This window comes from Actinokineospora sp. HUAS TT18 (genome assembly GCF_051364635.1).
Taxonomy (GTDB): domain Bacteria; phylum Actinomycetota; class Actinomycetes; order Mycobacteriales; family Pseudonocardiaceae; genus Actinokineospora.
Genome location: NZ_CP195645.1, coordinates 1414251 through 1436194, shown reverse-complemented (window position 1 = coordinate 1436194; position 21944 = coordinate 1414251). Strand labels below are relative to the sequence as shown.

Annotated in this window: 14 protein-coding genes; 13 read left to right on the top strand and 1 reads right to left on the bottom strand. The window is 70.8% G+C overall.

Going from position 1 to position 21944, the window contains the following annotated elements; translation table 11 throughout:
- Nucleotides 1-2 precede the first annotated feature (2 nt).
- From ACSHT8_RS06330 to ACSHT8_RS06270, 13 genes are all read left to right on the top strand, one after another.
- Nucleotides 3-551 carry a hypothetical protein gene (locus ACSHT8_RS06330; protein WP_436498600.1) on the top strand — a complete coding sequence of 183 codons (549 nt, stop codon included), beginning with the start codon at nucleotides 3-5 and terminating at the stop codon, nucleotides 549-551.
- 31 nt (nucleotides 552-582) lie between these two features.
- Nucleotides 583-1971 (top strand): ice-binding family protein, encoded by a 1389-nt coding sequence (locus ACSHT8_RS06325; RefSeq protein WP_436498598.1) that lies wholly within the window; start codon nucleotides 583-585, stop codon nucleotides 1969-1971.
- A 164-nt stretch (nucleotides 1972-2135) separates the two neighbouring features.
- Nucleotides 2136-3110 (top strand): TauD/TfdA dioxygenase family protein, encoded by a 975-nt coding sequence (locus ACSHT8_RS06320; RefSeq protein ID WP_436498596.1) that lies wholly within the window; start codon nucleotides 2136-2138, stop codon nucleotides 3108-3110.
- A 111-nt stretch (nucleotides 3111-3221) separates the two neighbouring features.
- The gene (locus tag ACSHT8_RS06315; protein WP_436498594.1) at nucleotides 3222-4178 is read left to right on the top strand and encodes a TauD/TfdA dioxygenase family protein; all 957 of its coding nucleotides are present in this window, start codon (nucleotides 3222-3224) and stop codon (nucleotides 4176-4178) included.
- 39 nt (nucleotides 4179-4217) lie between these two features.
- Nucleotides 4218-4904, top strand: coding sequence for a DUF6875 domain-containing protein (locus ACSHT8_RS06310; protein ID WP_436498592.1), 687 nt, complete (start codon nucleotides 4218-4220; stop codon nucleotides 4902-4904).
- The gene (locus ACSHT8_RS06305) at nucleotides 4904-11866 is read left to right on the top strand and encodes an amino acid adenylation domain-containing protein (protein WP_436498590.1); all 6963 of its coding nucleotides are present in this window, start codon (nucleotides 4904-4906) and stop codon (nucleotides 11864-11866) included. Before ACSHT8_RS06310 ends, ACSHT8_RS06305 begins: the two co-directional genes overlap by 1 nt.
- Before the next feature lie 2 nt (nucleotides 11867-11868).
- Nucleotides 11869-13632, top strand: coding sequence for an asparagine synthase (glutamine-hydrolyzing) (gene asnB / locus ACSHT8_RS06300; RefSeq protein WP_436498588.1), 1764 nt, complete (start codon nucleotides 11869-11871; stop codon nucleotides 13630-13632).
- A gap of 45 nt (nucleotides 13633-13677) precedes the next feature.
- Entirely contained in the window at nucleotides 13678-14604 is a 927-nt protein-coding gene (locus ACSHT8_RS06295) for a hypothetical protein (RefSeq protein WP_436498586.1), read from the top strand.
- Nucleotides 14601-15608, top strand: coding sequence for an ATP-grasp domain-containing protein (locus ACSHT8_RS06290; protein WP_436498584.1), 1008 nt, complete (start codon nucleotides 14601-14603; stop codon nucleotides 15606-15608). The genes ACSHT8_RS06295 and ACSHT8_RS06290 overlap by 4 nt, the downstream gene beginning before the upstream one ends.
- Nucleotides 15605-16600, top strand: coding sequence for an ATP-grasp domain-containing protein (locus tag ACSHT8_RS06285; protein ID WP_436498582.1), 996 nt, complete (start codon nucleotides 15605-15607; stop codon nucleotides 16598-16600). Before ACSHT8_RS06290 ends, ACSHT8_RS06285 begins: the two co-directional genes overlap by 4 nt.
- Nucleotides 16597-17544 (top strand): ATP-grasp domain-containing protein, encoded by a 948-nt coding sequence (locus ACSHT8_RS06280; RefSeq protein WP_436498580.1) that lies wholly within the window; start codon nucleotides 16597-16599, stop codon nucleotides 17542-17544. The genes ACSHT8_RS06285 and ACSHT8_RS06280 overlap by 4 nt, the downstream gene beginning before the upstream one ends.
- 39 nt (nucleotides 17545-17583) lie before the next feature.
- A complete protein-coding gene (gene guaB, locus ACSHT8_RS06275) occupies nucleotides 17584-19089 on the top strand; it encodes an IMP dehydrogenase (RefSeq protein ID WP_436498578.1) in 1506 nt (501 codons plus the stop codon).
- A 10-nt stretch (nucleotides 19090-19099) separates the two neighbouring features.
- A complete protein-coding gene (locus ACSHT8_RS06270; RefSeq protein WP_436498576.1) occupies nucleotides 19100-20350 on the top strand; it encodes an MFS transporter in 1251 nt (416 codons plus the stop codon).
- Nucleotides 20351-20419: 69 nt separating this feature from the next.
- On the opposite strand, the gene ACSHT8_RS06265 is transcribed toward ACSHT8_RS06270, so the two are convergent.
- Nucleotides 20420-21874, bottom strand: coding sequence for a serine/threonine-protein kinase (locus ACSHT8_RS06265; protein ID WP_436498574.1), 1455 nt, complete (start codon nucleotides 21872-21874; stop codon nucleotides 20420-20422).
- Between the last annotated feature and the right edge of the window lie 70 nt (nucleotides 21875-21944).

Here is a 21944-nt window from a genome sequence, read left to right as displayed (position 1 = left end):
CCATGGACTGCACCGTTCTCGCGGGCACCGGATCGCCGCTGCTCTCACTGCTGGCGTTGGCGATCGGCGCGCTGATTGTCGGCGTACTCCTGACCGTCGCCGCTCGAGTCCGCCGCGGTGCCGCCTCGGTCGCGGTCGTGCTGCTGATGCTTGCCGTTGGTGTGCTGACGGCCGGACTCGGCTCGTCGCCCGCGACGGCGGAGTCGGGCTGTCCTGAGTTCACGATCGTCCAAACCTCCAGCATGACCGGGCTCGCACCCGGCGTCGCGCCCACGGCGATCACCGGCACCATCAGCAACCACGGCACGGCGGCCTTCGTCGCCGCCGTCACCGTCAGCATCGTGGGCGTGGCGACGGCGCCGGGCGCGGCCGCCGGTCGGTGCGACACGACGGACTACCTGCTCCTGGACGCTCGGATGCCGGTCGGGCGGACAGTGCACTCCGGGGAGCACGCGCCGTTCTCCGGCGCGGTCATCGGCTTCAACAACACCTCGGCCAACCAGGACGCGTGCAAGCACGCGCGCGTCGATCTCCGGTACGTCAGCTCGTAAGCGAAGTACGAAGCAACAGGATTGATCTCAAATGGACAGACAGCGAACCACTCAGGAGTGTCTCACCAGATCCCGCCACGCCCGGTGGGCGGCCCTGGCCACGCTTGTCCTCGCGGCAGGCGCTTTGATGCTGGCCGGTGGGCCCAGCGCCGACGCGGCGGAGGCGCCGGTCGGGCTGGGCACCGCGGCGACGTACTCCGTCCTGGGTGGACAGACCGTGACCAACACGGGCCCCACTCTGCTCAGCGACAACCTGGGGGTAAGCCCCGGCACGGCGATCACCGGGTTCCCACCCGGCATCGTCGGCGGAACACAGCATTCCGCCGACGCCCACGCGGCTCAGGCGCAGTCCGACCTGGTGATCGCCTACAACGACGCCGCGGGTCGGGCGCCGACCGCCGGCGTCTCCGGGGACCTGGTCGGCCAGACCCTGGTCTCGGGCGTCTACAACTCGACCAGCACGCTCGCGCTGAGCGGCACGGTCACGCTGGACGGCCAGGGCGACCCGAACGCGGTCTTCATCTTCCAGGTCGCCTCGACGCTGATCACCGCCACCGCGAGCAACGTCAGTGTGATCAATGGCGCCCGCGCGTGCAACGTCTTCTGGCAGGTCGGCAGCTCGGCGACGTTGGGCACGACCTCGACCTTCCGCGGCACCATCATGGCGATGGCCTCCATCTCCGTCACGACCGGAACCGTCGTCTTCGGACGCGCACTCGCCCGAACCGGCGCGGTCACGCTGGACCGCAACACCTTCCTCACCTCCAACTGCGCGACGATCCCCAGCACCACAACCTCTACGACAACCAGCGGCCCATCGAGCACCACCACCACGGACGTCACGACGACCACCGCGGACACGACGACCACCACCGCGGACACCACGACCACCGATACGACGACGACCACGTCGGACACAACGACGACCACGTCGGACACGACGACCACGTCGGACACGACGACCACCGATACGACGACGACCACCGCGGACACCACGACCACGACACCGTCGGACACGACGACCACCGATACAACGACCACCACCGCGGACACGACGACCACCACCGCGGACACCACGACAACCGACACAACGACGACCACGGCGGACACCACGACCACCGACACGACGACGACCACCGCGGACACCACGACCACGACACCGTCGGACAGCACCACCACGACGACACCGTCGAGCAGCGCGACCTCGTCCTCAACAGTCACGACCACATCCGGTGAACAGCCCGTCCTCACGGGAACCCAGGCCGCCGGTACGACCGGGACTGTCCAGTCAGGCGGGACCGGCCCGCTCGCCACTACGGGCGCCAGCCCGGTCCTCGGCTCGTTGGTCGCGATCGGAGGACTGCTCTTCATCCTCGGCGGACTGCTGCTGCTGGCGACCCGCCGCCGATTCGCCGATTGAGCTGTCGGGTGATGTGCGCCATATCGGCGGGCATTGGTTTCCGTCCGCGTGCGGGGTCGGGTAGAAATGCCCCCGCGACGGCGCAGCGTGAGCGAACTGCCACGACCCGACGCGGGCCGCGGTTCGCCGCGGTGGCACATGTTCCATCGCATGACTGGGGAGACATGCCTTCCACAACGTTGTCGGCGCACGCCGGTTCGCTGAGTGTCCGTCGGATCGCCGGGCACATCGGTGCCGATATCTCCGGGGTGGACCTCGCCGCGGACCTGAGCGACGACGTGATCGCCGAGATCCGGTCCGCGCTGCTGACCCACAAGGTCATCTTCTTCCGCGACCAGAAGGTCGACCACGCCCAGCACATCGCCTTCGCCCGCCGGTTCGGCGACCTCACCCGCAGGCCCGCGCCGCACACCGGGCTGCACCCGGAGGGTTTCCCCGAGATCCTGACGATCGATCCTCAGGAGGAGGACGACCGCTACGGGGTCGACTTCGAGGACAAGTACCGGCAGCGGTGGACCACCTACCGCGGCGGATGGCACAGCGACCTGACGCCGTCGGTCAACCCGCCCGCCGCGTCGATCCTGCGTGCCGAGACGGTCCCCAGCTTCGGCGGCGACACCCACTGGACCAGCCTCGAAGCGGCCTACGAGGGCCTGTCCGACGAGCTGCGTTCCTTTGTGGACGGCCTCAGGGCCGAACACTGCTTCTTCGCGGGCTGCCAGATGCTGCAGCACGACGCCGACGACCGCGCGGTGCTCAACCTCAACGTCGAGCACCCGCTGGTGTCGGTGCACCCGGTGGTGCGGGTGCACCCCGAGACCGGGCGCCGGTCGCTGTTCGTCAACCCCGCCTCGACGAACCGGATCATCGGGTTCACCCCGGTGGAGAGCAAGTACCTGCTCGGCCTGCTGTTCGAGCAGATCACCAGGCCGGAGTACACGGTCCGGTTCCGTTGGGAGCAGGGCAGCATCGCGTTCTGGGACAACCGTTCCACCGCGCACCTGGCCGCGGTCGACCTCAACCACCTGAAGGTCGCCCGCAGGATGCACCGCGTGACGATCCTCGGCGACCGTCCGGTCGGTCCGGACGGGTTCGTCTCCGAGGTCGTCGCCGGCGAGCCGTTCTACCCGCTGCCATAGCGTTTCTCGACCACCAGAAAGCCTGCTCTCGCGCAGCCACGCCCGCGTCTCGGCGAAAGTCCGAGGCGCGGCGTGCCGCGACGCCCTGGACGTTCACGCATTGGGGGAACCATGGAGACACTGGAGAACAGCCCTATCACCGTCACCCGGGTGGCCGGGCACATCGGCGCGGACATCGACGGGGTGGACCTCGCCGGGCCGCTGTCGGACGAGACCATCGCGGCGATCCGCTCGGCGCTGCTCACCCACAAGGTGATCTTCTTCCGCGGCCAGCGGCTCGGCCACGCCGAGCACATCGCGTTCGGGCGCAGGTTCGGTGAGCTGACCAGGCGTCCCAACCCGCAGAGCGGCGACGAGCTGGACGAGTACCCGCAGATCTTCACGGTGTCCCCGCACCTGGACATGCAGCGCTACGGCCGCGACTACGAGGCGCACTACCGCAGCCGGTGGGGGTCGACCATCAGCGGGTGGCACAGCGACATGAGCCACGCGGTGAACCCGCCGATGGCCTCGATCCTGCGCGCCGAGACCGTGCCGGAGTTCGGCGGCGACACCAACTGGACCAACCTCGTCGCGGCGTACAACGGGCTTTCGGAGTCGCTTCGGGGCTATGTGGACACTCTGCGCGCCGAGCACAACTTCTGGGCCGGGTACCGGATGTCGGAGCACGACCCGCTGGACCGGTCCATCCTGGACATGGTCAACAAGAACGGGATGGTGGCGATCCACCCGGTCGTGCGGGTGCACCCGGAGACGGGGGAGCGGGCGCTGTTCGTCAGCCCGTCGCGCACCAACCGGATCATCGGCCTGACGCCGTTCGAGAGCCGCAGCATCCTGGAGCTGCTGTTCGAGCACATCACCCGTCCCGAGTACACGGTGCGGTTCCGGTGGGAGCCGGGCGCCGTGGCGTTCTGGGACAACCGGTCCACCGCGCACATCGCCGCGACAGACGTGAACTACCTGGAGGCCTCGCGGGTCCTGCACCGGGTGACCATCGTCGGCGACAAGCCGGTCGGCCCCGACGGCTACATCTCGGAGTCGGTGGCCGGGCGGCCGTTCGGCAACTGATCTCGATCTTCGTTCGCAGGGTTCTTTGGGGGAAACGCAGTGCTGAACACGGTCGTCGACCGGTACCCGTTCGAAGGCGGCTCGCTCGTCGACATCGATGGCGCTCACGAGTTGTTCGAGCGCTATCCCGAGTACGAGGCCGGGCTCCGCTGGATCCGGGAGTTCGTCACCCAGCCGGATCCGCGGCTCAACCGGCCCGGCGCGGTGTGCCCGCGGCTGGCGCCCGCGATCCGCAAGAACCTGCTGCGGCTGATCGTCATCAGGACCGCGAGAGCCGATGTCGACGAGGCATGGGAGAAGGCGGGCCACCTGGCCGACCTGTTCCTGGAGCTGTTCCAGCGGCCGGAGGAGTTCCGGACCGGTTCGCTGCTGGCGTTCTTCCCCGACATCGACCGGGACGGGGCCGCCGAGTTCATCGACGGCGGCCACCGGCGGCTGCGGATGGAGTTCGTCGGCCGCGGCCTCATGCTCGGCGAGTTCCACAAGCTCAGCACGGTCGGCAGCGTGCGCAACGCCGACTTCCCGGTCATGCGGTCGCCCGTGCCGATGTTCGCGGTCCGGGCGCTGACCACCCACGACATCCTGTTCCTCGACCAGCCCGCCACCCCGGAGGCGGACCGCGTGCGCTACCTGCGGCACTACCTCGAACACCTCGGGGACCAGCTCTCCCCGGACACGCGGGCGGAGATCGAGCGCTCCATCAGCTCGCCGGAACTGGTGCGCTGATGGCCCTCGAACCCACGCTGAAGGCCGCGTTCGCCGCCGTCCGCGCGCGCGAAGGGGACAGGGACGCGGTCAAGCACGGCGACCGCGTCCTCACCTACGACGAACTCGCCCGACTGGTGGAAAGCGCAGCGGGCGGCCTCGCCTCGCTCACCGCCGGGCGGGAATCAGCGGTGGTCGCGCTGGTCCTCGACCCGTCGGTCGAGTTCGTGGCGACCGTGGTCGGCGCTGTGTCCGCGGGCCTGGTCTACCTCCCGCTGGACCCGGCGAGCCCCGACGACTACCTGCGCGCGGTGTTCGCCGAAGCCGACCCGGCCGTCATCGTCACCGACCGGGCGCGGGCCGACAAGCTCGGTGGCACGAACGCGACCGTGGTGACCTTCGACGAACTCGTGACCCGGTCCGCGCCCGTCCGCGAACCGGAAGCCGACGACGCGGCTTACGTCATCTACACCTCGGGGTCGACCGGGAAGCCCAAGGGCGTCGTCGTCAGCCATGGGTCGATGATCAACTCCACCGACGCGCGGATGCGGGCCTACGGGGTGCCGACCCGGATGCCGCTGGTGCACTCGGTCGCGTTCGACCTCTCGTCCGGGATCCTGTTCTGGGCGCTGCTGGGCGGCGGCACGCTGATAATCAGCCAGATCCCGCTGAGCGACGTCGCCGGAACGGTCGACCTAGTCCGCCGCGAGCGGGTCACGCACCTGGTCTACGCCGCGTCCCTCTACGCGCCCTTCCTGGAGCGCATCGCCGACGACCCGCCGTCCGACCTGGTCGGGGTCATGATCGGCAGCGAACGGTGGAGTGAGGTGCTCATCGGCAGGCACGCCGAGCTGTTGCCGTCGACCTCGCTCTACAACGAGTACGGCCCGACCGAGGCTTGCGTCTGGTCGAGCTACGCGTGTGTCTACTCAGGAGAGACCGGACACGCCGCGCCGCTCACGATCGGCGACCCGCTGATCAACACCGGCTACGTGGTGCTGGACGAGCACGGCGACCCGCTTCCGACAGCGCCCGGGGTCGCGGGCGAACTCGCGATCACCGGACGCAACGTCGCGATCGGGTACCTCAACCGCCCTGACCTGACGGCGGAGCGCTTCATCGCGCTGCCGGACGGCGAGCGGGCGTACCGCACGGGCGACCTGGTCGAGGTGACCGACACCGGGCAGTACGTGTTCGTCGGCCGCGCCGACCGGCAGATCAAGATCCAGGGGAACCGGATCGAGGCCGCGCACGTCGAGACCGCGCTGATGACGCACTCCGCCGTGGAGCAGGCGCACGTCATGGCCCGCGCGTCCGGGACCGGCACGACCCTGGTCGGGTATCTCGTTCCGAAGCGGGGCGAGGATCTGGCGGCCGAGGCCGTCCGCACCCACCTGACCGCCCTCCTGCCGCCGTACATGGTGCCCACCGGCTGGGTCGTCCTCCCGGAACTGCCCCGCACCCGCAGCGGCAAGATCGATGAATCCGTCCTGCCGCTCCCCGGCGCCGACCTCGCCGCCGACCAGGGCGAACCACCCGCCGACGACGTCGAGCAGGCGCTGGTCGACGCGCTCGCGGAGATCACCGGGACCACGCACATCGGTGTGCTCACCCCGCTGCTCGAAGTCGGCCTCAACTCCCTGTCGCACGTCCGCCTCTCGGCGATCATCAGCCGCCGGTTCGGCATCGAGATCCCGATGAGCGTGCTCTTCGCCGAGGACACCCTGCGCGGGATCGCCGACCACGTCCGCCGCGGCACCCCGACCGGCAGGCCGCCGCTGGTCGTGACCGCGCGGGACAGCGACACGGCCCCGCTGAGCGCGCAGCAGCACCAGATCTGGTTCCTGCACCACCTCTCGCCCGACGCGCTCGCCTACAACACCCAGTTCTCCCTCCGGCTCACCGGCACGCTCGACGTCGAGGTGCTCGAACGGGCGCTGTCCCACATCGTCGAGCGCCACGAGATCCTGCGCACCACGTTCCACGACGGGCCGGACGGCCCTGTCCAGCGGGTCCACGCTCCCTGGCGGGTCGTGATCGAACGCGTGGACCTCACCGGCCTGAGCGAGGCCGACCGCGCCGCGGCGATGGACGCCCACATGCGCGCGTCCATGACCAAGCCGTTCGACATCGCCACGCTGCCGCTGGTCAGGTGGCACCTGTACCAGCTGACCGAGACGGCGTGGAGTCTGTTCCAAGTGGAGCACCACTTCGCCCACGATGGCTGGTCGGCGTCGCTGTTCCTGCGGGAGATCCGCGAGCTGTACGCCGCCTTCCGCGACGGCGGGCCGAGCCCGCTGCCGCCGCTGCCAGTGCAGTACCGCGACTATGCCCGCTGGTACCACGAATGGCGCGACAGCGAGCACTACCGCGCCCAGGAGCGCTACTGGACCGCCAAGCTCGACGGCTGCCCGACCGTGGGCGTCACCTTCGCCCCCGACCGGCCGCGCCCGGCGGCGCAAACCTTCAACGGCGACTGCGTCCGCATGGACATCCCGCCCACTGTCGTGTCGCAAGTGGACGAACTCTGCAAGCGGTACGGCGTCACACGCTTCTCGGTCTTCCTGTCCGCCTTCGCCCTGCTGGTCACGAGGCACACGGGCGAACGCGATCTCGTCATCGGCTCCGCGCTCTCCAACCGCAGGCAGGTCGAGACAGCGGGCATGCTCGGCATGTTCGTCAACGCCCTGCCGCTGCGACTGGCCGTCGCCGAGGACGCCACCGTGGGCACGGTGGTGCACACGATCATGCGGGTCCTCCTGCAGGCCCAGGACAACCAGGAGTTCCCGCTGGTCGAGCTGATCAAGAAGCTCGACCTGCCGCGCGACCGCAGCCGCAACCCGCTGTTCCAGCTGATGTTCGCCTTCCACGACAGCCCGCGGCCCCGATTCGAGCTCGACGGCCTCACCGGTGGGCTCTGGATCGACCACAACGGCTCGGCGAAGAACGACGTCAACGTGGTCTGCGTGCCGAACCCGCCCGCGGCGGGCTCGCCGCTGACCCACGCGGGCATCAACGTGCTGTGGGAGTACAACCGCGACCTGTTCGACCGCGCGACGGCCGAGGAACACGCGTCCGGTTTCGCGCACATCGTCGGGCTGATCGCCGAGCACTGGGACAGCCCGGCCGACGTCGACCTGATGGCGCAGGCGGCGACCCGGCGCGTGCTGGCCGCGGCGACGGGGCCGGACGTGCCACCGCCGTTCGCGACCCTCTCCGAAGGCGTCGACAATCGTGTCCGCCTCGCGCCGGACGCGATCGCTCTCACCCAGGGCGGACGGTCAGTGACCTATGGCGAGCTGGACGGCCTCGCCCGGCACGTCGAGCGACTGCTGAGCCACCACGGGATCGCCGAGGGCGCGACGGTCGCGGTCGCGTGCCCCAAATCGCCGGAACTGGTCGCGGCGTGGCTCGCCGTCCTGCGCCGGGGCGCGAACTACGTATGCCTCGACCCCTCGATGCCCCCGCTCAGGCTGGCCGCGCTTGTCCGCGACGCCGCCGCGTCGGCGGTCCTGTGCACGCCCGAGACCGCCGCGGTGTTCGAGGGTCTCGACGTCAGGGTCATCCGAGTCGACGAGGCGGCAGGGGAGGAGCCTGCGCCTGTCTTGGTCCCCGCGTCGGCCACCGCCTACCTGACCTACACCTCCGGTTCGACCGGCACGCCCAAGGCGGTGACCACCACCCACGCCAACGCCGTCGCCGCGCTGCACGCACGGACTGTCTACTTCGGCGCCACGCCACCCCGGACGCTGGTGACCCTGCCGCCGATCTTCGATGTCGCAGGCTCGATGGTGTTCTGGACGCTATGGCTCGGTGGCACGGTCGTCTTCCCGGACACCGACGCCGCCGAGCGCGACGCCGACGCCGTGCGCGGGCTGATCGACGAGCACGGGATCACCCACGTCAACTTCGTGGCGTCGTTCTACCGGCTGTTCGTCGAGGCCGTCCCCGAGTCGTGGCGGACGCCGCTGCGGATCGTGGCCATCGGCGGCGAGCCGTGCACCCCCGACCTGGTCGCCCGGCACGCCGACCGGCTGCCCGAGGTGGGGCTGCACAACGAGTACGGCCCCACCGAGGCCACCGTGTGGTGCTCGGCCGCCGCCGTCCACGAGCCCGGGCGCGACACGCGCCAGGGTCCGATCACGGTCGGCCGCCCGCTCGCCAACTACGTCATGGTGGTCCTGGACGACAAGGGCCGCGTGGCGCCCATCGGCGCGCTGGGCGAGCTGTACGTCGGCGGGGCAGGCGTGGCCGCGGGCTACCACCAGCGGCCGGAGCTGACCGCCGAGCGGTTCGTCACCATGGCCGACGGTCCATTGGCGGGCACACGGCTGTACCGGACCGGAGACGGCGCGCGGATGACCGCGGCGGGCGACTTCGAGATCACCGGCAGGCTCGACGACCAGGTGAAGGTCCGCGGCTACCGCATCGAGACCGGCGAGGTGCAGCGCTGTCTCGCCGACCATCCCGACGTCACCGCCGCGTTCATCACCGTGGAGCAGGTGTCCGGGTCGGCGCACCTCGCCGCGTTCATCGCCGCACCCGGCCGCGACGCGTCCCTGGCCGCCGAACTCCGCCGCTGGGCGGCCGACCGGCTGCCCTCGTACATGGTCCCGTCGGCCTACGCGGTGCTGGACGAGCTGCCGCTCACCAGGACCGGCAAGGTGGACCGCGACCGCCTGACCATGCGGATCGAACAGCCGACCGGGCCGGCCGCCGAGGAGGGCGCCACCGAGTCGCAGCGCGTCCTGCTCGACCTGTGGCGGGCCCTGCTCGGCAGGCACGACATCGGGCTCGACGACGACTTCTTCGCCGTCGGCGGCGACTCGCTGCAGTCCATCCGGCTCGTCACGATGGCGCGGTCGGCGGGCATGGCGCTGTCCGTGCCGCAGATCCTGCGGGCCCGGACCGTCCGCGCGCTCAGTGACCTCGTCGACTCCGGTGATCAGGTCCAGGTCACCCGCGTCCGCCGCGCCGCGGGGACGACGGTGGCGCTGTCAGCGATCCAGGGCTGGTTCTTCGCCCAGGACTTCGCCGACCCCGACCACTTCAACCAGGCCAGGGTGTTCGAGGTCGACCAGCGGGTGGACGAGGTCGACCTGCGTGCCGCCGTCGAGTGGACGCGGTCGCGCCACGACGCTTTCCGCACGACGTTCCGCCGCGCTGGTGAGTGGACGGCCACGCTGCTCGACCGGCCCGCGTCCGCCGGGATCACCTCGGTCACTCTTCGACCAGGGGACCCCGTCCCGCAGCTGGCCGAGCACGTCGGCGACCTGCACCGCCGAATCTCCATCGACGGGGACCGGCTGTTCGAGGTCTCGCTGTGCACCCAGCCGGACACCGGGCAGCGCTGGCTGTGTCTGGTCGCCCACCACCTGATCGTTGACGCCGTCTCGTGGGACGTCATCGCCAGGGACATCGAGACCGCGGCGGGCGACAGGCAGCCCGCTGACCGCCCGGCACCTGGGATGCCCGACCGAGCGGCCGTCGACGTCCATGACACGGAACTCGACTACTGGGAATCGCTGGTCAACGTGGCGAAGCCTGCCATCGCTGTGGGCGACGCGGACCCGGCGCCGTTCGGCGCGCTGCGGGCGAGCGAGCGGACGCTGTCACCGCTGGCCCGCAGGTGGCTGCTCCGTGACCTCCCGCTGCTGCACGGCACGGGCGCGCGGGCCGCGTTGCTCGCCGCGCTGGCCCGGGGTCTCATGCTCGCGTGCGGCCGGCAGCTCTATGTGTTCCTGGAGGGGCACGGCCGCGGCGAGGTGGCGGCTTCGGACGAGATCGTCGGCTGGCTGACCGCGCTCTACCCGGTGTCGCTGCCGGTCGGGGAGTCCGCCGACCTCGTGGCCGCCGCCGCGTGGGTGGAGGCGATGCTCGCGGCCGTTCCCGCGAAGGGCGTCGGCTACGGCAGGGCCCGCTATCTCGAGCCCGCGTCACCGCTCGGCGCACTCGTCGCCAAGATCGAACAGCCCGAGATCACCTTCAACTACCTCGGTGGTCAACCCGCCGCGGACGCGCGCGCCGCGCTCACCCCGGTGCGGCTCCCGATCGCACCCGGCATCGGCGCGGACAACACGCTGCCCACGCCACTGGACATCACCGTGGTGGACGCGGGGGAGACGTTCCACCTTCGCTTCGCCCATGACGAAGGCCGCGTGCCGGTCACCGTCGTGGAGTCCGCCCTCGACGCCATGGTCGACGCGCTGGAGGGCGCGGCGAGCACGGTGGCACTGGTCGACTCGGGACCGGCGGAGCACCACTTCCTGGTCCACCCGGTCGACGGCACCGTCGGCTGGTACCGCGACCTCGCCGCCGCGGTCGGCCACCGGTGGCGCTGTGTCGGGTTCGCGCAGTCCGACCCGATGGCCGCGAAGACTGTCCCGGACATGGCCGCCGAGTACGTCGCCCGGCTGCGGCGGGTGCAGGCCACCGGGCCGTACACGATCACCGGGTGGTCCTTCGGTGCCGCGGTCGCCTTCGAGATGGCTCGCCAGTTGGAGTCCGCGGGCGAGCGGGTCACGCGGCTGACCTTGGCGGATCCGCCGATGGTGGACGACAGGTCGAGCTATCGGGCCACGCTTGTCGAACAAGTCACCAGGCTTGTCCCCTCGGCTTCCCCGGACGCCGTCGACGCCGTGATCGGGCAGGTGACTGAGCTGCCGTTGGCCGAGCGGGCGCCGACCCTGGGTCGCGCGCTGCTGGACCTCGGTCGGCCGCGGGACGAGATCCGGCTGATCACGCGCCAACTGGAGGTGCTCATGACCAACCACCACGCGCTCGCCGCGTGGCGGCCGGACGGGCAGGTCGAGTCGCTGGACCTGGTCATGGCCGAGGAGACGGCGGCACGTGGGCTGCACGAGCCCGAACTGTGGCGCTCGCACAGCCGTACGGCGATCCGGGTGGAAACCGTGGCCGGAGACCACCTGTCGATGGTGAGCGGCGGCGCGCTCGCCGGGTTCCTGCTCGAAACGGGCGGCTGACGGTGTTCTCCGGATGCGGCATCGCCGGGGCGCTCGTGTTCGACGACGCGGGCGGCCCGGTGCCGACCGCGGCCGACGTCGCGCGGATGACCGACGCCCTCGCGCACCGCGGCCCGGACGGCGAAGGGCTCTGGTCCGACCGTGGCGTCCACTTCGGACACCGCAGACTGAGCATCGTGGGACTCGGCGACACCGGCGCCCAGCCCATGACGCGTGACCACCTCACGATCGTCTACAACGGGGAGCTCTACAACTTCCGCGAACTGCGCGAGCAGCTGCGGGGCGACTTCGTGTTCGAGTCCGGGACCGACACCGAGGTCCTGCTGCGGGCGTGGCAGAAGTGGGGTCCCGCCGCGGTCGACCGGCTGCGCGGCATGTTCGCGTTCGCGCTGTGGGACGGCCGGGAGCGGACGCTGTCGCTGGTCCGCGACCGGCTCGGCGTCAAGCCGCTCTATTTCCATCGCAGCGACTCGGCGATCGTGTTCGCCTCCGAGGTCGACGCGCTGCTGCGCTGCCCGACCGTGCCGCGCGCGCCGGACCTCGACGCGATCCGCCACCGACTGCTCTGCTCGTCGACCCTGGAGGTCGACCCCTGGCGCACGGTGGTCAGCGGCGTGCGCGCGCTGCCGCCCGCGACCCGCCTGACCGTGCGCTCCGACGGCCGCACGTCTTCGACCACCTACTGGCGACTGCCCGAGGCGGGCGACGACAGCGGCACGGAGCTGCTTCCCCTGTTGTCCGACAGCGTCCGGACCATGCTCATGGCCGATGTCCCGGTGTCGGCGTTCCTCAGTGGCGGCCTCGACTCGTCGGCGATCACCGCGCTCGCCCGGCAGTCGGGTGACGTCACCGCGGTGACGGTCGCCTACGCCGACGAGCACGGCGCCGACCCGGGGGTGAACGACGACCTGCGGTTCAGCCAGGCGCTCGTCGAGCACCTCGGCGCCGGGGTCGACCACCACACCTTCGTGCAGCCGAACGCCGTGACCCTCGCCGACGTGGACGCGGTGTGCGACATGGCCGCGCTCAACGACGACGTCCGCCACGTCAACATCCTGGCCAACTACCGCAGCGTGCGGGACCTCGGCCTGACCGTCGTGCTCAACGGGCAGGGCGCCGACGAGACCATGGGCGGGTACGTCGGCAGGCCGAACTTCATCGCCAACATCATGGACATCGGCGCGCCGGACGACACCCGCGTCAACCGCCTGCCCTCGTCGCGCTCGGCGGGCGGGCTTTCCGCCGAAGTCCTGCGCTACCGCGGCGGCGCCGACCGCGACGTGCTCGACTTCCTGAAGAGCCTGCCCGGAACCGGCGTCGAACGTGCCCACCGCCTGCTCGTGCACACCCAGCTGGCCAGGGTGGTGCAGTTCGAGGACTTCCTCGCCATGCGGATGTCGATCGAGGCGCGGTTCCCGTTCCTGGACCACCCGGTGGTCGAGTGGTGCTTCGCGCGGCCGTTCGAGCGGCATCTCCGCGCGGACACCCGGCAGGGCAAGGTCGCGCTGCGCGAAGCCATGCGCGGCCTGCTTCCCGACACGGTCCTCGACCGCCCCAAGGCCGTGTTCCCCTACCCGGAACTCGGCGCGCTGCACCGCAGCCTCGGCGAACTCGCCGCCGACCACGAGCCGGAACTGCACGCCGACCCGCTCGTGGCGAGCCTGTTCGCCCTCCCGGACAAAGGCGAGATCAAGTCCCTGCCGGTGGACTCGCTCTGGCTCGTGCTCGCGACCTGGCGCTGGCACAGCCGACTCCAACACGCCTGACCAGCGCCATCCACCCCCCCAGACCGCCACCAAGGAGCAAGAGCCGTGCCCACCGAGATCCCCGACGACGACACCGTCACGCTGTACTGGCTGCGGTCGGAACGCGCCGCCGCGGGCCCGGCCGCCGCGCTCGACGACCGGCTCCGCGCGTGTGAGCCGATCGCCGCCGCCCTCGGGCTGCGGCTCTGCCCGGTCACCGTCGACGACGTCGTGGTGATCCAGTACGACGAGACCGCGCGCGTCTCGGTCCAGGGCGCCTGGGTCGACCCGCTGAAGTCGATCTTCCACACCGGGTTCGCCAGCGGCGCCGCGCAGCAGCCCGACCAGTGGCGGCTGCTCACCACGTCGGCGATCCTGGAGGCGGCGGGCTTCCTCGTCACCGTCCCCGCCACCCACGCCGTCGCGGGCAACGACTCGATCGTCGGGCTGCTGCGGCTCGACGTCGACGGCGTGCGCGGCCTGCCGTCGGTGCGGCTGTGCACCCGCGAGATCGAGGTCCACCGTGACCGGCTCCGGCTCGAGGACTGGGACCTGGACTTCCCGGTCGTCGTCAGGCCCGCGTACCCGGGCGAGGCGGGCAAGGTGTTCGTCGCGGAGAACCAGCGCAGGCTCAGCACGATCCTGCAGCTCGCGGGCGCCTCGGAACTCACCATCCTGGTCCAGCCGTGGCTTGGCGCCGACGCGGTCGAGCACGCGGTGCACTGTGTCGACGGGGAACCCCAGGGCCTGACCGGCGAGCTCGCCGACCGCCTGGCGGGGCCCGCCCGCGCGCTGGCCACCGAGTCCGGACTGGCCTACGTCCGAGTCGACTTCGTCCAGCGGGGCGACGAGTTCTGGTTCTCCCAGGTGGACTACACCGGGTTCACCGCCGCCGACGACGCCGACACCGTCCGGCTTCAGCTGGGGGCCTACCGGCAGTCGTTCGACCGGTTCGCCGAAGCGGGCACGCACCGTCGCTGGACTTTCGCGTGAGCGCGGCCGAGCCAGGGGAGCTGGAGCGCGCCATGACGCCCGTGGTCATGTACTGGATCAGGTCGGAACGGGAGAGCAAGAGTCCCGCCCTCGACTACTCGGAGATGCTGGAGCGGTACGCGGCGGCCTTCGAGAGCCTGCGCGTCGACCTGCGCTGGGTCAGCGTCGACGACATCGTGATCGGCCGGACCGCGGCCGGTCCCGCCGTGTCGGTCCGCGGTGAACGCCTCGACCCATCCACGGCGTTCTTCCACACGATGCTGATGTCGTCGCCCGCCAACCGGATCGACGCGTGGCGCCACCTGACGACCTACGCCGGGCTGGAGGCGGCGGGCTTCTTCGTGACGGTCCCGCCGACCCACAGCATCCTGAACAACGACAAGGTGTTGACCGGTCTGCAGGACTTCCCCGGACCGGTCCGGCGCCTGCCGACAATCCGCGTGTGCACCCGGGGATACCGGGGCTTCGACGCGGATACGCTGGTGGCGGCCGGGATCGACTTCCCCGTGATCATCAAGCCGATCGACTGGGACGGCGGCAACAGCGTGTTCCTCGCGCGGGACACCGCGGAGATCGACGAGGTGCTGAGCTGGGCCGCACCAGCCGAACTGACCATGGCCGTCCAGCACTGGGCGGGCCCGGACAAGGTCGACTACCGGGTCTTCTGCGTCGACGGCGAGCCCTGCCAGGCGCTGGAGCGCAGGGCGACCAACGGCGGGATCGCAGGCAACCACCGGCAAGGCGGATCAGAGCTCCTCGGGGACGTCCCGGATGTGCTCATCGAGCCTTCGCGCGCGATCGCGGCGGTGTTCGGCCTGCCTTACCTGTGCGTCGATTTCCTTGTCGCGGGCGACGAATGGTGGCTCTCGGAGGTGGAGACGGACGGCGGGGCGCCCGGCGTGCCGCTCGCACAGATCAGGTTCAACTCCTACCGCAAGCGGTTCGACGAGTTCGTCGCCCGCTCGGCTGGTCGGACCTGGCGCTACACGGGCGGGCAGTCATGAGCGAGCCGGACGTCACGATGTTCTGGGTCCGCTCGGAGCGGGAGAGCAAGTCCCCGAACCCGGCGCACCACGAGGTCGACGCGCGCTACGCCGCCGCGGCGGGCGCCAACGGCATGGCGCTGCGGGTGATCACCGCCGACGACATCGTCATCGGCCGGACCCCGACCCCGCGCGTCCGGGTCCGCGGCGACCTCATCGATCCGGCCCAGGCGTTCTTCCACACCAAGCTCATGTCGTGGCCGGGGGACCGGTTCGACGCGTGGCGCCACCTGTCGACGTTCGCCGCGCTGGAGGCGGCGGGCTTCTTCGTCACGATCCCGGCCACGCACAGCATCCTGAACAACGAGAAGGTGCTGACGAGTCTCCAGCCGTTCGGGAGCGAGGTCCGTCGACTGCCCACCGTTCGGGTCTGCACGCGCGGGTACGGCGCGGGCGGTGCCCGGGTCGACCGCGACACGCTCGCCGCGGCGAGCGTCGATTTCCCCGTCATCGTCAAGCCGTCGAGCTGGGGGGCCGGTCACGGCGTGTTCGTCGCCACGACCATCGATGAACTCGACACCGTGCTCGGCTTCGCCGCGCCCGCCGACCTGACCATGCTGGTCCAGCCGTGGATCGGCCGCGACGTCGTGGACTGCCGCGTGTACTGCGTTGACGGCGAGCCGTATCGAGCCCTGGCCCGCAGGCCGCTCGGGGACGCTGTCGCAGGCAACGTCGGCCAGGGCGGGGTCGCCGAGCTGACCGACGTCCCCGCCGACTTGATCGAACCCGCTCGGGCGGTGGCGCGGAGCGTCGGGCTGTCCTACGTGTGCGCCGACTTCCTGAGCGTCGGCGACGGCTGGTGGTTCTCCGAGATCGAAGTGGACGGTGGGACGATTCCGCGCGAGCAGCACCTGACCGAGGTCCGGTTCGGGTCCTACCGGACGCGGTTCGACGCGTTCGTCAAGGGCTCGCCCGCGGCCGCGTGGGAATTCCGTTCGGAGAGGCGCGGATGACCGCCGAGACGTTCGTCACGATGGTCTACCGGCCCGACGACTTCGACCCCGGTCCGCTCGCGGCGACGCTCGCCGGTCTCGAAGGCAAGTACGCCGAGGTGGCGGCCAGGTCCGGCTTCCGGTTCCGGTTCGTCCCGGTCAGCGAGCTGGTCCCGACCTCGATCGGCGGGCCGCGACTGTGGTGGCGCGGCGAGGATCTTCTCGCCACCCCGCAGTGCTTCCAGGTCGACGAGTTCAGCTCGTGCCCGCAGACCGCCCAGTTCCTCGACGCGGTGCGCCGGTGTGTCGCGGCCAGCGATTCGGTGCTGCTGAACAGTTCCTTCGAAGGCCCGCCGTACCTGGCGTCGGACAAGATGGCCATGGCCAACAAGGCGGCCGCACTCGGCCTGCCGGTGGCCGGAATGATCTGTGTGCCCTATGGCCGCTACGCGCGGACGGTGGTCGACGCGGTCCGCGCCGCGTTCGGCCCCGGCCCGTACATCGTGAAGCCCCGCGAGATGGGGATGGGCTACGGCGTGGTCAAGGTCGACTCGGTCGAACAGCTCGGCGCCACACTGGACATGGTCGCCCAGACCGGAACTGGCTACGTCGTGCAGCAGTTCCTGCCCAACGACGGCGACATCCGCGTCTACGTCGTCGACGGCGAAGTGGTGTGCGCCCAGCACCGGCGCGCGCAGGAGGGCAACTACCTCGCCAACCTCAGCCAGGGCGGGTCCAGCGTCGTCGGCACCGACATCGCCGAGGTCACCGCGATGTCCAAAGTGGTGGCGACCGACCTGCGGGCGGCCGCCCTCTGCGTCGACTGGCTGCTCACCCCGGAAGGGCCGGTGCTCAACGAGTGGAGCGCGGGCTTCGGCGGCTTCGCCGGATTGCCGACCGCGGAACGGTTCCAAGTCGGTGACGCGGTCCTCGCCTGGGCAAGGCGACAGTTGTCCCCGAACTGACAGATACACTGCCGACAACCAAAAGGAGTTGACCAACGCGTGAAGAGTGAATTCGGTGCCCACGACGCCGCGCCCGCCCTGGGGCTCACGTTCGACGACGTGCTGCTCGTCCCGGCCGAGTCCGACGTGATCCCGAGCGGGGTCGACACCGCCACTCGCCTCTCACGCAACGTCAGCCTCCGCATCCCGATCGCGTCGGCGGCGATGGACACCGTCACCGAGGCCCGCATGGCCATCGCGATGGCCCGCCTGGGCGGCATCGGGGTCCTGCACCGCAACCTCTCGATCGAGGACCAGGCAAGCCAGGTCGAGACGGTGAAGCGCTCCGAGGCCGGGATGGTGTCCGACCCGGTGACCTGCGGACCGGAGGCCACCCTCGCCGACGTCGAAGCCCTCTGCGCGCGGTTCCGGATCTCTGGTGTGCCCGTGGTCGACGCCGACCGCAGGCTCATCGGCATCATCACCAACCGCGACATGCGGTTCGAACGCGACACCACGCGCAGGGTCGCCGAGGTCATGACGAAGGAGACGCTGGTCACCGCACCGGCGGGGGTCAGCCAGCGGGACGCGCTGGACGTCCTGCGCGCCAACAAGATCGAGAAGCTGCCGCTGGTCGACGCCGACGGCAGGCTCGTCGGCCTGATGACCGTCAAGGACTTCGTGAAGGCCGACGCCTACCCCCTCGCGGTCCGCGACGGGTCCGGCCGACTTCTCGTCGCCGCGGCCGTGGGCGTAGGCGACGACGGTTACGACCGGGGGCGGGCGCTCGCCGACGCCGGGGTCGACGTGATCATGGTCGACACCGCGCACGGGCACCAGAGCAACGTGCTCGACACCGTGGCCAGGCTGAAGAAGGACCTCGGCGACTCCGTCGACGTCGTCGGCGGCAACGTCGCCACCCGCGCGGGCGCCCAGGCGCTGGTGGACGTGGGCGCCGACGGCGTCAAGGTGGGTGTCGGCCCCGGCTCGATCTGCACGACGCGGGTCGTCGCGGGCGTCGGCGTGCCGCAGATCACCGCGATCTACGAAGCGGAGCAGGCTTGCGGTCCCGCGGGCGTGCCGGTCATCGCCGACGGCGGCATCCAGCACTCCGGCGACATCGCCAAGGCGATCGCCGCGGGCGCCAGTTCGGTCATGCTGGGCAGCCTGCTGGCCGGGTCGGCCGAGTCGACCGGCGAACTGGTCCTGGTCAACGGAAAGCAGTACAAGGTGTACCGGGGCATGGGATCGCTCGCCGCGATGCGTGGCCGCGGCGAGGCCAAGTCGTACTCCAAGGACCGCTACTTCCAGGACGACGTCCTCGCCGAGAACCAGCTCGTCCCCCAGGGCATCGAGGGCCGCACCCCCTTCCGCGGACCGCTGGCCGACGTGCTCCACCAGCTGGTCGGCGGGCTCCGCGCCGGGATGGGCTTCGTCGGCGCCGCCACGGTCGATGACCTCAAGGGCGCCCAGCTGATGCGGATCACCGCGGCGGGCCTCAAGGAAAGCCACCCGCACGACATCGCCATCACCGTCGAGGCACCGAACTACTCCGCGCGACGCTGATGGGCCCGCGATGACGGCGGGGACGGCCACTCGGGACCGCCACCTGGTGGTGTCGAACCGGGACTACCGGCAGCTGTTCCTCGGCGACGCGCTGAGCCAGTTCGGGTCGCAGGTCGTGCTGCTGGCGCTGCCGCTCACCGGGCTGATCGCACTCGGCGCCTCGACGTTCGAGGTCGGGCTGCTGGCGGCCTGCTCGACCTTTCCGCTGCTGGTCGTCGGCCTGCTCGCGGGCGCGTGGGTCGACCGGATGCGGCGCGGCGCGGTCATGATCTTCTGCGACCTGTCCCGGGCGATGCTGCTGTCGTCGGTCCCCGCCGCGTGGGCCCTGGACGTGCTGACCATGGGTCAGCTCTACGTCGTGGCCCTGCTGGTGGGCACGTCGTCGGTGTTCTTCGACGTCGCGTACACGAGCTACCTGCCGCAGCTGGTGCCGAAGGCGCGCCTGGTCGAGGGGAACGCGGCACTGCAGACGATGCACGGCGTCTCCAGCACCGCGGGACCCAGCCTCGGCGGTGGGCTCATCCAGCTCGTGACAGCACCGTTCGCGCTGTTCGCGGCGGCGTTCGGCTACCTGTGGTCGGCGATCTGCGTCGTCCTGATGGACAACCGCGAGCCCCGCGCCGCACGGGCGGTGAAGGGGACACTGATCTCCGAGATCGGCGAGGGCATCCGGTTCCTGCTCGGGCACAGGCTGCTGCGGGTGATCATGGGCTGCTCGGCCAGCCTGAACCTCTTCGCCAGCGTCAGCGGCGTCACCCTCATCATCCTGCTCGCCCGCGACCTCAGCGTCCCCCCGTCGACCATGGGCCTGCTGTTCAGCGCCGCGGGCGTCGGCGGGGTCATCGGCGGCCTGCTGGTGGCCAAGCTGACCCGACGGCTCGGCCAGGGACCCGTCCTGTGCGCGGCGGCGGGAACGCTGGGCATCCCCGTCCTCCTGATGCCACTCGTCCAGCGCGACTGGCGGCTGGCGCTGCTGGCGGCCGTGCTGTTCACGACCGCGTTCGGCGGGATCATCTACAACGTCACCGTGCTCAGCTTCCGCCAGGCCAGCACCCCGACCCACCTGCTCGGCCGGGTCAACGCCTCGGCCCGCGTGCTGATCGCGGGCACGATGCCCCTCGGCAACCTGATCGGCGGCGCCCTGGCCGACGCCATCGGCGCCCGAAACACCCTGTGGATCGCGGGCGCCGGGGCTGCGACGTCATTCCTTTGGATCTATCTGTCGCCTATCCGCACCCTGCGCGAGCTGCCGACCGAGTGAGGTTCGGCCTCCACGCCATCCTGGGTGGCCCTCGACGCTCCGGGGCACGTCGATCGAACCCATCTCGGCCTAGCGGCCTTTGACCGTGCGGGAGTCGAGCAGTTGGTCGACATTGATCAGCGCGACGCCGTTGTCGAGCAGCAGGGTGAGCTGGTGGGTCTCCTGGACGCGGCCGCCTTTGGCGGGGTACTCGATCCGGGCGGTCACCGTCGTGCCGTTGACCTCGGGCGGTCCGGTGAGGGCCAGGTCCTTGATGCCGTCCCAGTGCTTCTCGTACTTCTTGCGGTCCTGGTTGCGCAGGTCGGGGCCGAGTAGCGCCCACGCGCGGTCGGTGTCCTCCGGGAGTGCGGTGTAGTAGTCCACGACGGCCTTCTGGAACACGGCCGGGTCGGGGGCGGGTGGGGGCGCGGACGTTCCGGCGGGCTGCTGTGGGGTGGTGCCGGGGTCGTTGTTGAGCGTGATCAGCAGGAGCGTGAGCAACACGACCACCAGCACGCCGATAGCGACGGGTGTGTACGACCGGCGCGCGACGGCGCGGCGCGCGGTCGAGCGGCGGACGGCGCGCGGCGACCGGCGGACGACGGGCGGTGGTGGTGCGACGACCGCGGGTACGTCGGCGATGGTCGCCAGGGGTCGCAGGTCCAAGCGGGTTCGCGCGGGGGCTTCGACCGGGATGACCCGCTCGGTGACGGCGTCCTGGGTGGTCTCGGCGATGGCGGCAAGACTGGTCGCCACCTCGGCCATGGTGGGGCGTTCGGCTGGGTCGTCGTTGAGCATCCGCATGAGCAGCGCGGTCAGTGGGCCTGCCTGGCGCGGGGGATTGACGTGGCCTTCGGCGACTCGGTGAAGCTGAGCGATGGCGTTGTCCGCCGAACCGAACGGTGGCGTTCCCTCGACGGCGGCGTAGAGCGTGGCGCCCAGTGAGAACACGTCCGACGGCTTGGTGGGGATCTGGCCGCGTGCGGTCTCCGGGGCGAGGTAGTTGGGTGTTCCGGTCAGCATCCCGGCCGCGGTGACCGTCACGTCCCCGGGCGCGCGGGCGACGCCGAAGTCGGTGATCTTGGTGTCCTCGGCGCCGAGCAGGATGTTGGCAGGCTTGACGTCGCGGTGCACGATCCCCAACTCGTGCGCCGCGGCCAGCGCGGAGGCCACCGCCGCGCCCACCGCCGCCACGCGTCCCGGTTCGAGCGGTCCCTGCTCGTCGAGCACCTGCGCCAGCGTCTGGGAGGGCAGGTACTCCATGACCAGCGCGGGCCCGTCGTCCTCGTAGACCGCGTCGAAGACCGTCACCGCGTGCGGGTGGTGCTGTAATCGGCCCGCTACTTGAGCTTCCCTGAGCGCCCGCCTGCGGTCGCGTTCCTGCTCCGCCTCGCTCGAACCCGGCCGCGCCCGCAGCCGCTTGACCGCCACGGCCCGGCGAAGGCGCTCGTCGATCGCCCGCCAGACCGTGCCCATCGCGCCTCGGCCGATCGGGTGTTCGAGCCGGTAGCGGCCCGCGATCAGCCTGCCCTTCTTGTCGCGCACCGCCGCACCTGCCCTCCCGCCACCCTGCGAACAAAGACCTACCCACGCCACGACCGGCGCAAACTCGCAG